Here is a 14,630-nt window from a genome sequence, read left to right on the forward strand (position 1 = left end):
CGGGACGTCCTGAGACGGACGGGATCCTCTGCCTCGGCAGGGGGTCTCGTCCGTTCTCGCATGCCGGGGTGACGGCTCCGGCCCCCCCGCCTCTCCTTCGCGGAGGCACCGCCCCCGCCCTTCCACTCGACGGTGGCACCGCCACCGCACCCCGACTTCAGCGGAGGCCGCGCCTCCGCACCCGCCACAACGAACGGAGACGGCGATGACGCTCGTCGCAGGGATCGACTCGTCCACCCAGAGCTGCAAGGTGGTCGTCCGCGACCTCGACACGGGAGCCGTGGTCCGCACCGGCCGCGCCTCGCACCCGGACCGGACCGAGGTCGACCCGGCCGCGTGGTGGGAGGCGCTGCAGATCGCGCTCGCGGACGCGGGCGGACTCGACGACGTCGCCGCGATCTCGGTCGGCGGGCAGCAGCACGGCATGGTCGTGCTCGACGCCGACGGGCAGGTCGTCCGGCCCGCGCTGCTCTGGAACGACACCCGCAGCGCCGGCGCGGCGCGCGACCTGATCGAGGAGCTCGGCGCGGAGGCGTGGGCCCAGCGCACCGGCAGCGTCCCGGTCGCGTCCTTCACCGCCACCAAGCTGCGCTGGCTGCGCGACGCCGAGCCGGAGAACGCCGCGCGCGTCGCGGCCGTGGCGCTCCCGCACGACTGGCTGACCTGGCGCCTGCTCGGCTACGGCCCCGACTCCGCGCGCGGACCGCAGCTGGACGCGCTGACGACCGACCGCTCCGACGCCTCCGGCACCTCTTACTGGGGCGCCGACGGCTACGACCTCGACCTCTTCGAGCGCGCACTCGGGCACCGGGCGCTCCTCCCCCGCGTGCTCGGTCCCTCGGAGCAGGCGGGCACGACCGAGAGCGGTCTCGTCGTCGGTCCCGGCGCCGGCGACAACGCCGGCGCGGCGCTCGGGCTCGGCGCGGGGCCCGGCGACGTCGTGGTGAGCATCGGCACCAGCGGCACCGTCTTCGCGGTGACGGACGACCCGGTGCGCGACGCGTCGGGGACCGTCGCCGGATTCGCGGACGCGAGCGGACGGTTCCTGCCGCTGGTCGCGACGCTGAACGCGGCACGGGTGCTCGCCTCGACGGCCGGGCTGCTCGGCAGCGACTTCGACGCCTTCTCGGCGCTCGCGCTCGAGGCGGAGCCGGGCTCCGGCGGCCTCGTGCTCGTGCCCTACTTCGAGGGCGAGCGGACGCCGAACCTGCCCGACGCGACGGCGAGCCTGCACGGGATGACGATCGCGTCGACCACGCGGCCGAATCTGGCGCGCGCGGCGATCGAGGGCATGCTCTGCGGCCTCGCCGACGGCCTGGACGCCGTGCGGGCGCAGGGCGTCGAGGCGCGGCGGATCCTGCTGATCGGCGGGGCGGCGCAGAACAGCGCCGTGCAGCTGGCGGCCTCACAGGTCTTCGATGTGCCCGTGGTCGTGCCGACGCCCGGCGAGTACGTCGCCGACGGCGCCGCGGTGCAGGCCGCCTGGGCGCTGACCGGCGCGCGCCCGACCTGGGAGGTCACCTCCCTCGCCGAGCCGACGCCGGACCACCGCCCGGTCATCCGCGAGCAGTACGCGGCGGCCCGCGCCTGAATCGCGTGCAGCGGGCGGGTCTCGATACGCGCTGCGCGCTACTCGACCAGCATGAGAAGGCTGCCGCCCGACGGGCGTCCGCCATGCTGATCGAGTAGCCCGCGCAGCGGGCGTATCGAGATCCGCCCCTCTGCAGAACGTGGGTCTCGATAAGCGCTGCGCGCTCCTCGACCAGCATGGGGAGAGAGCTGTCGCCCATCGGGCGTCCGCTCCCCTCACGCAGACGGCACAGCCGCATCATGCTGATCGAGCAGGGCGCGCAGCGCCCGTATCGAGATCCCGCCGTCAGCTCGTCAGCCCGTCGACGTACTCCCGGTTCTCCGCCAGCCACGACTCGAGGGCCGCGTCCTGGTCGTCGGCGCCCTCGTTGAACAGCGCGTTCTCGAGCGAGTACAGCGTGTCCGAGTCCATGCGGAAGTCGCGCAGCCAGCTGCTCAGCGTCGGGAACTCGCTGTCGAACGACGCGGAGCCGAAGGCGTGGATCCCCTCGGCCTCGCCGAGCAGTCCCTTCGGGTCCTCGAGGTCCTTCACCGGGAACGCGTCGTAGGCCCAGTGCGGGCGCCACAGCGTCACCGCGATGTTCTCGCCGGCCGCCGTCGCGCTGGAGAGCTCCTGCAGCATCGCGGGCGTGGACGAGGTGAGGTACTCCATGCCCTCCAGGCCGTAGCCGGGGATGACCGCATCGGTCGTGATCCCGTTGAGCCCCGAGCCGGGCTCGATGCCGACCAGGCGGTTCCCGACGACCTCGGGGTTCGCCGCGAGCTCCTCGAGGGTGTCGATCGGCGCGTCCTCGTTCACCGCGATGGTGAGCTTCGCGTCGTCGTTCCAGGCGCCGAGGTCGACGATGCGGTCGCCGTACTCGTCGAGGTAGTCGCCGTGGGTGATCGGCAGCCAGATGTCCAGCGCCAGGTCGTAGTCGCCGCTGGCGAGGCCCGAAAAGCCGGGCGCCACGTCGATGCTCTGCAGCGTCACGTCGTAGCCTTCCTCCTCGAGCACCGCGCCCCAGAGCCGCGATGCGGCGATGCCCTCGTCCCAGCCCTGGAAGACGGCGAGGGTGACGTCGGTGCGGTCGCCGTTGTCGACGGACGCGGTGGTCGCCGGGCCGGCGACGGCCGACGCGCCGAGCGACGCGACGACGCCGACCGACACCGCGGCGATGGCCGTGCGGGTCGCGACGACGGCCTTGCGGCTGCTCGCCCGGGCGACGCGGGCCGGCGACGGGGCGCCGAGGGCGCTCGTCATCCGGTCGAGGATGATCGCCAGGATCACCACCGCGATGCCCGCTTCGAAGCCGAGCGCCACGTCGATCCGGCCGATGCTGGCCACGACGTCCCCGCCGAGACCGCCCGCGCCGACCATGCCCGCGATGACGACCATCGAGAGCGACAGCATGATGACCTGGTTGAGGCCGGCCAGGATCGACGGCAGCGCGAGCGGCAGCTGGATCTGCCGGAGGATGCGCCACTTCGACGAGCCGAACGACTCGCCCGCCTCGACCAGCTCGGAGTCGACACCGCGGACGCCCAGCTCGGTCAGCCGGACGCCCGGGGCCATCGCGAAGACGATCGTCGCGACGATGCCGGGCACGACGCCGACGCGGAAGAGGATCAGCGCCGGAATGAGATACACGAACGCCGGCATGGTCTGCATGAAGTCGAGGACCGGGCGCAGGATCATCGAAGCGGTCCGGTTGCGGGCCGCGAGGATCCCGAGCGGCACGCTTAGCGCGATCGCGACGGCGGAGGCGACGAGCACCAGGGCGAGCGAGTCCATCGCGTTGTCCCACTGGTCGACGCTCGCGATCAGCAGGAGCCCGACCGCGGAGCCGAGCCCGAAGACCCAGCCGCGCGCGGCGTAGGCGAGCACCGCGATCAGGGCGATGACGACCCAGAACGGCGGGGTCGCCAGCACGAAGTCGACGCCGGTGTAGGCGGCGCCGAAGACCGTGCGGAGCAGGTCGAAGACCGGCTGGAAGGTCTGCGTCAGCAGGTCGACGACGTTCTCGGCGACAGCGCCGAGCGGGAGGCGGAGGTCCGGGTTCATCGCACGCCCCCCTCGCTCGCGAGCACGGCGTCGTCGACGGGGCCGCCGGTCGCGTGCAGGGTCGCGGTGACCAGCTCGGTCGGGAGCGTGGCCGGCGGCTCGACGAGCGGCAGGCCGCCGGTCTGCGGGCCGAGATTGCCGAGGGCCGCGAGCAGCGTCACGCGTGGGATCGCGCCGAGGAGCCGCCCCGCCTCGTCGACGACGGCCACCGGCAGCGCCGACTCGACGGCCGGCTCGATGATCTCGCTGAGCGCGGTGTCGGGGCCGACGCTGACGACGGCCTCGGTGACGACGAGCGAGAGGTCGGTGGTGCCGGCGCGGACCTGCTCGATCACGTCGCGGTCGCGGACGGTGCCGAGCAGCCGGCGACCGGCGCCGACGACGAAGGCCGCCGCGGTCTGCTGGTCGCGCATGGTGCGCAGGGCGGCGCGGGGACCGGCAGCGAGCGTCACCACGGAGCGCGCCGGCTCCATCACGGCGGACGCGGTGAGCACGCGGGCGCGGTCGACGTCCTGCACGAACTGCGCGACGTAGTCGTTCGCCGGGTCGGTGAGGATCTCCTCCGGGGTGCCGATCTGGACGATCCGGCCGTCGCGCATGACCGCGATCCGGTCGCCGAGGAGCATGGCCTCGTTGAGGTCGTGGGTGATGAAGACGATGGTCTTGCCGAGCTCGTGCTGCAGCTCGATCAGCTGCTCCTGCATCTCGCGGCGGATGAGCGGATCGAGCGCCGAGAACGCCTCGTCCATCAGCACGATGTCGGTGTCGGCGGCGAGCGCCCGGGCGAGTCCGACCCGCTGGCGCATGCCGCCGGAGAGCTCGTCGGGCATCTTCTCGTGCCAGCCGGCGAGGCCGGCCCGCTCGACCGCGAGCAGCGCGCGCTCGCGGCGCTCGGCGGCCGGCACGCCCTGGATCTCGAGCGGGTAGGCCACGTTGTCGAGCACGGTGCGGTGCGGCAGCAGCGCGAAGTGCTGGAAGACCATCGAGATCGAGGAGCGGCGCACGCGGCGGAGCTCCTTGTCGGAGACGCCGGTGATCGTGGTGCCCTCGATCAGCACCTCGCCCGCGGTCGGCTCCTGCAGGCCGTTGAGCATGCGGATGAGCGTCGACTTGCCGGAGCCGGACAGCCCCATCACGACGAAGATCTCGCCGCGGCGCACCTCGAAGGAGGAGTCGATCACGGCCGCGGTGCCCTGGCCCGCGAGGTCGGCGCGGTCGGCACCCTCGCGCAGCCGCCGCACGACCTCGTCGGGCCGGCGGCCGAAGACCTTGAAGAGGTTCCTCGCCTCGAGGGCCGGGCCCTCCCGCTCGAGGGTCGCTGTGGCCCGCTCCAGGGTGGCGGTGGCGGCTCCGTTCCCGGGCTCGCTGATGTCCTGCTGATTCTGCTGCACGTGCACTCCGTCGGCGCGCAGGGACGCATCCCTGCACTCTCATCTCGTGGTGCCGGGTCGGGTGCGGGGGACGCCGTCTCTCCAGCCTCCGCGGGCGTCCCGCCGCGGTGAGCGGAGGGGGCGCGGAGGCGATTCCGGTTCGTCCGGGAGGCGGCCACGGGGCCGCCTCGCGCACCCGTTGACCGTACGCTCGCGGCACGTCGGGGAGGACGCCGCACGAGCGCGGACCGATTCATCGGGGTCTCGAGGACCGCCGTCCACGGTAGCCGCGGGTGTCCGTCCGGACAAACGGCGGGCCTCGCATCAGGCACTCTGCAACGACGCAGAGCCGGGCTATGCGGTGACGTCCGTGCTGGTCAGGGCCGGTTTCCACACCGTTGCCCGATCGTTACCCTCGGATGCCCGCTTGCGCCCGGATGTTCGAGCGGCCAGCGCAGCGGACCTCTCATGCTGATCGAGCAGCCCGCGCAGCAGACCCCTCATGCTGATCGAGCAGCCCGCGCAGCAGACCCCTCATGCTGATCGAGCAGCCCGCGCAGCGGACCCCTCATGCTGATCGAGTAGCCCGCGAAGCGGACGACCCATGCTGATCGAGTAGCCCGCGAAGCGGGCGTATCGAGATCCACCCACCGTCAGAACCTGAGTCTGCAGACCCGCCCTGCTGATGACGGCGGGTCTCGATACGCCCCTGCGGGGCTACTCGACCAGCATGTACGGCAAGCGGACCGCGCATGCTGATCGAGCAGCCCGCGCAGCGGACCTCTCATGCTGATCGAGTAGCCCGCGCAGCGGGCGGATCGAGATCCACCCACCTGCAGACGGCGGGTCTCGATACGCCGCCCTGCGGCCGGCTACTCGACCAGCATGGGTGCCGTCAGTCCGTCGTCTCGCCCGCCGGCCCGGACGGGGCCGTGACGCCGACGCCGCTGATCGGCTCGCCCTCCCAGGAGACGAGCGACCACTCCGAGCCCGAGCCCTCGAGGATCACGACGCCGGTGTTGTCGAGCAGATGGTCGGCGATGAAGTCCGCGTCGAGGTCGAGCGAGCGCATCCCGGCCCAGCAGCGGATGGCGGCGCCGTGGCTGACGAGCGCGACGACGTCGTGTCCGGTCGCCTCCGCCTCCGCCACCACCGCGTCGTAGCGGGCGGCGAACTCGTCACCGGTCTCGCCGCCCGCCAGCCGCAGCGAGGTCTCGCCACCCGCCCAGCGGAAGACCGTGCCCATGTACTCCTCGACCGCGGCCTCGTCGCCGCGCATCTCCAGGCCCGCGGCCGCGATCTCGCGGATGCCCGCGCGCTCGACCGGTTCGAGCCCGAGTGCGGCGGCCAGGGGCGCGGCCGTCTCATGGGTGCGCTTCATCGTCGAGACGAAGAGCGCGCCGATCGGCTCGTCGGCGAGCGTCGTCGGCAGGGCCGCGGCCTGGCTGCGGCCGAGCTCGGTGAGCCCGGGGCCGGGGATGCGGGTGTCGAGGATGCCGTCGACGTTGGAGGGGGTCTGGCCGTGGCGGATCAGGAGGAGGCGCATCCGTCCACGCTACCGGCGGCCGCCGACACGGCTGCTGGGCGGACGGCCGCCTCCGCCGTTGCCGCGATCGCCCCCGACTGCGACGATGAGCCCCGACGGACCGCCCGGGCCCGCGCGAAGGAGACTCCCATGGCTGACGGCTTCACGAAAGAGGAGCGCGCCGCGATGAAGCAGCGCGCCGCCGAGCTGCGCGAGGAGGCGAAGCGCCAGAAGAGCGCCGACAAGACCGCCGCGGAGAAGGCCGACGCGGAGGCGGCGATCGCGGCGATGACGGACGTCGAGCGTCCGATCGCGCAGATGCTGCACGAGGTCGTGGCCGCCGAGGCCCCCGAGCTGCTGCCGAAGACCTGGTACGGCTTCCCCGCCTACGCGCGCGCCGACGGCAAGGCGATCGTCTTCTTCCAGCCGGGCGCCAAGTTCGGCACCCGCTACTCGACCCTCGGCTTCCAGGACGGCGCGCAGCTCGACGACGGCACGATCTGGCCGACGGCCTACGCGCTCACCGCGGCCGACGACGCGACCCGCGCGACCGTCGCCGAGCTCGTGCGCCGCGCGGCCGGCGTCGCCTGACGGCTCATGCTGATCGAGCAGCCCGCGCAGCGGGCCGGCCATGCTGATCGAGTACCCCGCGCAGCGGCCCACCCATGCTGATCGAGTAGCCCGCGCAGCGGGCGTATCGAGATCCACCCTTCTGGAGACGCGGGGTCTCGATACGCCCCTTCGGGGCTACTCGACCAGCATGAAAGGCGGCACTTCCATTGAGAAGCCCGCCTCCTGCTGATCGAGTAGCCCGCACCTCCTGCTGATCGAGTAGCCCGCGTCTCATGCTGATCGAGTAGCCCGCGCAGCGGGCGTATCGAGATCCGCCGTTCTGCGGACGCGAGGTCTCGATACGCCGTCCCGCGGACGGCTACTCGACCAGCATGGTTCGGCGCGCGACCGGCATGGTTCGGCGCGCGACCGGCATGGTCCTGTCCGCGACCGGCACGCATCGCCGCTCAGCGCAGCAGCACCGGCCCCGCGTCGACCGCGAGGCGGAACAGCGAGTACGGGTACGTCCGCAGGTCCGTCCCGCCCTGGTAGTCGGCCTGCCGGTGCAGCTGGTTGGCGGTGACGTAGAGGTGCCCGTCGGTCGCGAGCGACATCGTGTCGGGCCAGAGCAGGCGCTCGTCGTGCACGAGGGTCTCGAGGGTGCCGTCGGTGCGGCGGCGCACGATCGCGTTGTTCTCGTAGCTCGTCGCGTAGTACCGCCCCCGGTCGTCGGTCTCGAGTCCGTCCGCCCCGCCGCCCTTGTCGCCCTCGTCGACGACCGTCGCGGCGACGTCCTCGTCGGAGACGCCGCGGTCGACGAGCGCGTCGGTCGCCACGCTGTACCAGCGCCGTGAGGCGAGCGGGCAGTACCAGAGCCGCTCGCCGTCGGCCGAGATCGCGATGCCGTCCGCGCCCATCGTCACGGGCTCGGGGTCGCCGTCGGCCGGCCGCTTCATCAGCACCCGACCCTCGGCCATCGGCACGAGCTCGGGCGGCGTCAGCGCCTTGGTGCTGGGGTGCTCGTGCAGGCGGCGCCAGGCGGTGCCGGACTCGAGGTCCACGACGATGATCCCGTTCGGCCCCGAATCGGCGGAGTCGGTGATGTAGGCGATCCCGCGCCGCAGATCGAAGCGGATGTCGTTCAGGTAGGTCGTCGGCAGCGCGACGTCCGGCTCGAGGACGATCACCTTCTCGACCGTGTCCGTCGCCAGGTCGACGCAGACGAGCTTCGGGCCGCCGCGCTTCGTCGGCTGGAACAGCGGGCTGCCCGTGTCCAGGATCCACAGCCGGTCGGCCGGATCGACCACGATGCTCTGCACCGAGACCAGCGCCTCCGCGTCGTCGTCCCCGTCGGGCGAGTTCCACGCCTCGTCCGGGAACGGCACCGCGACGCCGTCACGCAGCTCGACGACCGTCGCCGGCACCTCGTCGCCCCACTTCGGGAAGTTCACGAAGATCCGGCCCGTGTGCGACACGCTCACACCCGTCGGCATCGGCCCCTCGGTGAACTCGTGCACGAGCTCCAGCTCGCCCAGCGGCTCGTCGACCGGGCGCGGCCTGCCGTGCGGGTCGTCGTCGTCCTGTCCCCAGAAGCCCATCGGTCGTCCTCTCGTCGGTGCCCGCGGTGACGCGGAGCGGTGCGGATCGGGCGGGCCGTCGCGCCGGTCGTGCGCCGGTGCGCGTCTCGCCTGCTCCTTCATCGTCGGTCCACCACCGCTCCGCTGGCGAGGTGCTGGCCATCCCGCCGTCGAGCGCCTACCCTCCCGCCCACCGCCGCTCCCCCGCCCACCTCCGGCACGCGGAACCGTCTCCGGCACGCGAAAAGCTCCCGAAACGACGAGCCCGAGGTTGTTCCACGAGCCAAAGCTCCGACGCCCCACCTCCGGCACGCGGAAGCACCTCCGGCACGCGGAAGCACCTCCGGCACGCAGGAACCGCGCGATCCCGCGAGCCGGACGCCGTTCCGCGAGCCGAACCTCCGACGCCCCACCTCCGGCACGCGGAAACACCTCCGGCACGCCGGAACCCGCTGATCCCGCGAGCCGGACGGCGTTCGGCGAGCCGGAGTCTACAGGAGCCGCCCGCCCCGGACCCGCGCCGCAGAACGACCCACGAGCCGAACCTCCGCCCCACCCACCTCCGGCACGCGGAACCACCCCCGGCACGCCGAAACCGCACAATCCCGCGAGCCCGACCCCGTCCCGCGAGCCGAACCTCCGCCCGCCTCCGCGTCCCCCTGAGAGGGGTTCCGCCCCGCGGGAGACGTAAGGTGTGCTCACACGCGCCCGCGGACGGGCGGGCCCCGCATCGCAGCGGCACCCGCGTCCCTGCGACGAAGCGCCGCCCGATCACAGGAAGCCACGGTGCCCGATGCCGGAAGACAAGCCCGCGCCGCGGGCCCCGAGCATCTACGACGTCGCCCGGGCCGCCGGAGTGTCGCACCAGACCGTCTCCCGGGTGCTCAACGACCACCCGAGCCTGCGCGCCGAGACCAAGAAGCGCGTGCTCGGCGTGATGGCCGAGCTCGACTACCGCCCCAACCTCGCCGCCCGCGCGCTGGTCACCAGCCGCACCCGCACCATCGGCGTGCTCTCCTCGCAGAGCCTGCAGTTCGGCCCCGCGTCGAGCATCCAGGCCATCGAAGTCGCCGCCCGCGACGCCGGCTACCTCGTCGTCACGGCCAACGTCGACGGCACCGACGGCGACTCCATTCAGGCCGGGATCCGGCACCTGCTCAACCAGGCGGTCGAGGGTCTGGTGGTCATCGCCCCGCAGATCCGCGTCTTCGACATCCTCTCCGGCGTCGCGCTGCGGATCCCGAACGTCACCCTGCAGACCACCGACGCCGAGCGCGGCGACGCGCTCTACGTCGACCAGATGGCCGGCGCGCGGATGGCGACCGCGCACCTGATCGAGCTCGGCCACACCGAGATCGTGCACCTCTCCGGGCCGCAGGACTGGATCGAGGCCGAGGCCAGGATGCGCGGCTACCTCGTGGAGCTCGGCGACCGGAACCTGCCGCTGCGCCCGCCGATCCTCGGCGACTGGAGCGCCGAGCGCGGCCACCACGTCGGCCTCGAGCTCAGCCGCCTCCTCGACGTCACCGCGGTCTTCGCCGCCAACGACCAGATGGCGCTGGGCGTGATGAGCGCGTTCCACGAGCGCGGGATCCGCGTCCCCGAGGACGTCAGCGTCATCGGCTTCGACGACATCCCCGAGGCCGCCTACTACTGGCCGCCGCTGACGAGCGTGCGGCAGGACTTCGCCGAGCTCGGCCGCCGCTGCGTGGCCACGCTGCTGAGCCTGATCGAGGGCGAGCGCCCCGAGGCGTCCCCGCCGATCGACCCGCAGCTGATGGTCCGCGGCTCCACCGCCGTTCCCCGGTCGCTCGCGAGCGCCGCGCGCGCGGCGCACCGATGATCCGCGCCGTTATCGAGTCGAGACATCCGTGGTGGCACGATTGCCGCCAGCGGGTCTAGCATCACTCCATGTGATCGCTCACATGAGCGTCCCGCCGCCGCTGGCACCCCGCGGCAGCCCAGCACCCGCTGCATTCAATGACGAAGGAATCACAGTGACCACAATGAAGCGCGCTCTCATCGCCGGCATCGCCGGTGGCGCGATGATCCTCTCCCTCGCCGCCTGCTCGAGCGGCTCCGGCGACTCGGGCTCCGGCTCGGGCGACGGCGGCCTCGTCGGCGTCGCGATGCCGACCAAGTCCTCCGAGCGCTGGATCGCCGACGGCAACAACGTCAAGTCGCAGCTCGAGGACGCCGGCTACCAGGTCGACCTGCAGTACGCCGAGGACGACATCCCCACCCAGGTCTCGCAGCTCGAGAACATGATCACCAAGGGCGCCAAGGCCCTGATCGTCGCCTCGATCGACGGCACCACCCTCACCAGCGTCCTCGAGGAGGCCGCGGCGAACGACATCCCCGTCATCGCCTACGACCGCCTCATCCGCGACTCCGAGAACGTGGACTACTACGCCACGTTCGACAACTACAAGGTCGGCGTCCAGCAGGCCACCTCGCTCCTCGCGGGCCTCGGCCTGACCGACCTCGAGGGCACCGCCGCGGCGAGCGCCCCGGCCGGCCCCTTCAACATCGAGCTCTTCGCCGGCAGCCCCGACGACAACAACGCCACGTTCTTCTTCAACGGCGCGATGGACACCCTCGAGCCCTTCATCGACGCGGGCACCCTCGTCGTGAAGTCGGGCGAGACCGAGTTCAACACCGTCGCCACGCTGCGCTGGGACCCCGAGGTCGCCCAGAGCCGCATGGAGGACATCATCACCAAGACGTACTCCGACGGCTCGAAGATCCAGGGCGTCCTCTCGCCCTACGACGGCCTCAGCCGCGGCATCATCTCCGCGCTGACGGATGCCGGCTACACCGTGGGCACCGACTTCCCGATCATCACCGGTCAGGACGCCGAGCTCGACTCGGTCAAGGCGATCATCTCGGGTGAGCAGTACGCGACCATCTACAAGGACACCCGCGAGCTCGCCAAGGAGGCCGTCTCCATGGCCCAGGCCGTCCTCGAGGGCACCGAGCCCGAGGTCAACGACACCGAGACCTACGACAACGGCGAGAAGGTCGTCCCGTCCTTCCTGCTCGAGCCGGTCATCGTCACCAAGGACCAGATCCAGTCGGTCCTCGTCGACGGCGGCTACTACACCGACGCCGAGGTCAACGGCTAAGCCCGACCTCCACTCGCACAGCACTACCCCGGGAGGGCGCCCATCGGGCGCCCTCCCCCACTACGAAGGAAGGGAGGCACGCGTGACCACGAACATCCTCGAGATGCGCGGCATCACCAAGACGTTCCCGGGCGTGAAGGCGCTCCAGGACGTCACGCTGAACGCCGAGCGCGGCGAAGTCCACGCGATCTGCGGAGAGAACGGCGCCGGCAAGTCGACGCTGATGAAGGTGCTGTCGGGCGTGTACCCGCACGGCACGTACGAGGGCGACATCGTCTTCGAGGACGAGGTGATGCAGTTCGCCAGCATCCGCGACTCGGAGGCGAAGGGCATCGTCATCATCCACCAGGAGCTGGCCCTCAGCCCCTACCTCTCCATCGCGGAGAACATCTTCCTCGGCAACGAGGTCCGCGGCTTCGCCGGTCTGATCGACTGGAACAAGACCAACCAGGAGGCGGCCTCGCTGCTCGCCCGGGTCGGCCTGAAGGAGAACCCCACCACCAAGATCCAGGACATCGGAGTCGGCAAGCAGCAGCTCGTCGAGATCGCCAAGGCGCTCTCCAAGCGGGTCAAGCTGCTCATCCTCGACGAGCCCACCGCGGCGCTCAACGACGAGGACTCCGACCACCTGCTCGACCTGATCCTGCACCTCAAGGAGCAGGGCATCACCTCGCTGATCATCAGCCACAAGCTCAACGAGATCAAGAAGATCGCCGACACCGTCACGGTCATCCGGGACGGCAAGACGATCGAGACGATCGCGCACGACGACGTGACCGAGGACCGGATCATCAAGGACATGGTCGGCCGCGACCTCGACCACCGCTACCCGGACCACACGCCGCACATCGGCGAGGAGATCCTCCGCGTCGTCGACTGGACCGCGCACCACCCGCAGGACCCGACCCGCGTCATGGTCGACAAGGTGAACCTCACCGTGCACCGCGGCGAGATCGTCGGCATCGCGGGCCTGATGGGCGCCGGCCGCACCGAGTTCGCGATGAGCCTCTTCGGCCGCTCCTACGGCAGCCGCATCTCCGGCCAGGTCTTCAAGGCCGGCAAGGAGATCAGGATGCGCAACGTGTCGGAGGCGATCGCCCACGGCCTCGCCTACGCGACTGAGGACCGCAAGCACTACGGCCTCAACCTGATCGACGACATCAAGCGGAACATCTCGCTCGCGTCGCTGCCCAAGGTGTCCAGCGCCGGACTCGTCGACGACAACCGCGAGTTCGAGGTCGCCAACGAGTACCGCGGCAGCATGAACATCAAGTCGCCGACCGTGCTCGCCAAGACCGGGAAGCTCTCCGGCGGCAACCAGCAGAAGGTCGTCCTGTCGAAGTGGATCTACTCCGACCCGGACGTCCTGATCCTCGACGAGCCCACCCGCGGCATCGACGTGGGTGCGAAGTACGAGATCTACACCATCATCAACAAGCTCGCGGCGGAGGGAAAGGGGATCATCGTCATCTCCTCCGAGCTGCCCGAGCTGCTCGGCATCTGCGACCGCGTCTACGCGCTGTCGGAGGGCCGCATCACGGGCGAGCTGCCCATCGCCGAGGCCACGCCCGAGGCCGTCCTCACCCTCATGACCCAGGAGAAGCAACGATGACCGATCTGCAGAACACCCCGCCGACGGCGGCGGGAGCGCAGGTGAACCCCACCGAGAACGCGTTCACCAAGCGCCTCAGCCACGTGCTGGGCGACCTGGGCAAGAACGGCATCTTCATCGCCCTGATCGTGGTGGTGCTGCTGTTCCAGATCATGACCAACGGGATCCTCCTGCGTCCGCAGAACATCTCGAACCTGATCGTCCAGAACGGCTACATCCTCATCCTCGCCATCGGCATGGTGATGGTCATCGTGGCCGGGCACATCGACCTCTCGGTCGGCTCGATCGCCGCATTCGTCGGCGCCATGTCCGGTGTCTTCGCCGTCAACATGGGCCTGCCGTGGTTCGTCTCGATCGTGCTCTCGCTGCTCATCGGTGCTCTGGTGGGCGCCTGGCAGGGCTTCTGGATCGCGTTCGTGGGGATACCCGCGTTCATCGTGACCCTGGCGGGCATGCTGATCTTCCGCGGCCTGGCGCTCGTCGTCCTCGGCAACGCGAACATCGGCTCCTTCCCGATCGAGTACCGCGCCCTGGGCAACGGCTTCCTCACCGACCTGTTCGGCGAGACCACCGGTCTCGACCCGCTGTCGCTCGGTGTCGGCGCGCTCGCGATCGTCGCGTTCACCGTCCAGTCGGTGCGCACCCGCCGCGGCCGCCAGAAGTACAACCAGGGTGTCGAGCCCGGCGCCTGGTTCGTCACCAAGCTCGTCCTCATCGCCGTCGTCGTCGCCGCGTTCGCCTTCGCGCTCTCGTCGTTCAAGGGCATCCCGGTGACCCTGATCGTCCTGGCCGTCCTCGTCCTCGTCTACGGCGTCGTGATGAACCGCTCGGTCTTCGGCCGCCACGTCTACGCCATCGGCGGCAACCTGCACGCCGCGGAGCTCTCGGGCATCAAGACGCGCAACGTCACCTTCTGGCTGTTCGTCAACATGGGCGTCCTCGCGGCGCTGGCCGGCCTCGTCTTCACCGCCCGCCTCAACCTGGCGGGCCCGAAGGCCGGCGACGGCTTCGAGCTCGAGGCCATCTCGGCCGCGTTCATCGGCGGCGCGGCCGTCCAGGGCGGCGTCGGCACCATCGGCGGCGCGATCCTCGGTGGTCTGATCATCGGCGTCCTGAACAACGGCATGTCGATCATGGGCATCGGCATCGAGTGGCAGCAGGCGGTCAAGGGCCTCGTGCTCCTGCTCGCGGTCGCCTTCGACGTCTACAACAAGCGCCGCTCCGGCGGACGCTAG

Annotated in this window: 10 protein-coding genes; 6 read left to right on the forward strand and 4 right to left on the reverse strand. The window is 71.1% G+C overall.

Annotation, left to right across the window (positions count from 1 at the left end; genetic code table 11):
* The first annotated feature begins 205 nt into the window (after positions 1 to 205).
* A complete protein-coding gene (gene xylB, locus C1I64_RS11675; RefSeq protein ID WP_127887321.1) occupies positions 206 to 1,591 on the forward strand; it encodes a xylulokinase in 1,386 nt (461 codons plus the stop codon).
* Between the two features lie 285 nt (positions 1,592 to 1,876).
* Here the strand turns inward: xylB and C1I64_RS11680 are convergent, their stop codons facing one another.
* From C1I64_RS11680 to C1I64_RS11690, 3 genes are all read right to left on the reverse strand, one after another.
* Positions 1,877 to 3,634, reverse strand: a complete 1,758-nt coding sequence (locus C1I64_RS11680) for an ABC transporter permease/substrate binding protein (protein ID WP_127887322.1) — start codon at positions 3,632 to 3,634, stop codon at positions 1,877 to 1,879.
* Positions 3,631 to 4,968 (reverse strand): quaternary amine ABC transporter ATP-binding protein, encoded by a 1,338-nt coding sequence (locus C1I64_RS11685; RefSeq protein ID WP_164874619.1) that lies wholly within the window; start codon positions 4,966 to 4,968, stop codon positions 3,631 to 3,633. The genes C1I64_RS11680 and C1I64_RS11685 overlap by 4 nt, the downstream gene beginning before the upstream one ends.
* 931 nt (positions 4,969 to 5,899) lie before the next feature.
* Positions 5,900 to 6,550 (reverse strand): histidine phosphatase family protein, encoded by a 651-nt coding sequence (locus C1I64_RS11690; RefSeq protein ID WP_127887323.1) that lies wholly within the window; start codon positions 6,548 to 6,550, stop codon positions 5,900 to 5,902.
* 129 nt (positions 6,551 to 6,679) lie between these two features.
* Between C1I64_RS11690 and C1I64_RS11695 the strand changes: the two genes are divergently transcribed.
* The gene (locus C1I64_RS11695; RefSeq protein ID WP_123447751.1) at positions 6,680 to 7,120 is read left to right on the forward strand and encodes a hypothetical protein; all 441 of its coding nucleotides are present in this window, start codon (positions 6,680 to 6,682) and stop codon (positions 7,118 to 7,120) included.
* Between the two features lie 428 nt (positions 7,121 to 7,548).
* Here the strand turns inward: C1I64_RS11695 and C1I64_RS11700 are convergent, their stop codons facing one another.
* The gene (locus tag C1I64_RS11700) at positions 7,549 to 8,679 is read right to left on the reverse strand and encodes an L-dopachrome tautomerase-related protein (RefSeq protein ID WP_127887324.1); all 1,131 of its coding nucleotides are present in this window, start codon (positions 8,677 to 8,679) and stop codon (positions 7,549 to 7,551) included.
* Between the two features lie 772 nt (positions 8,680 to 9,451).
* Here C1I64_RS11700 and C1I64_RS11705 point away from each other — a divergent pair.
* The 4 genes from C1I64_RS11705 to mmsB all read left to right on the forward strand — a co-directional run bounded on the left by C1I64_RS11705 (position 9,452) and on the right by mmsB (position 14,630).
* Positions 9,452 to 10,501: a LacI family DNA-binding transcriptional regulator gene (locus C1I64_RS11705; RefSeq protein ID WP_127887325.1), complete on the forward strand. Its 1,050-nt coding sequence runs from the start codon at positions 9,452 to 9,454 to the stop codon at positions 10,499 to 10,501.
* 163 nt (positions 10,502 to 10,664) lie between these two features.
* Entirely contained in the window at positions 10,665 to 11,783 is a 1,119-nt protein-coding gene (chvE, locus tag C1I64_RS11710) for a multiple monosaccharide ABC transporter substrate-binding protein (RefSeq protein ID WP_123447754.1), read from the forward strand.
* A gap of 82 nt (positions 11,784 to 11,865) precedes the next feature.
* The gene (gene mmsA / locus C1I64_RS11715; RefSeq protein ID WP_123447755.1) at positions 11,866 to 13,395 is read left to right on the forward strand and encodes a multiple monosaccharide ABC transporter ATP-binding protein; all 1,530 of its coding nucleotides are present in this window, start codon (positions 11,866 to 11,868) and stop codon (positions 13,393 to 13,395) included.
* The gene (gene mmsB / locus C1I64_RS11720) at positions 13,392 to 14,630 is read left to right on the forward strand and encodes a multiple monosaccharide ABC transporter permease (RefSeq protein WP_123447756.1); all 1,239 of its coding nucleotides are present in this window, start codon (positions 13,392 to 13,394) and stop codon (positions 14,628 to 14,630) included. The genes mmsA and mmsB overlap by 4 nt, the downstream gene beginning before the upstream one ends.

Source organism: Rathayibacter festucae DSM 15932 (assembly GCF_004011135.1).
Lineage (GTDB): Bacteria > Actinomycetota > Actinomycetes > Actinomycetales > Microbacteriaceae > Rathayibacter > Rathayibacter festucae.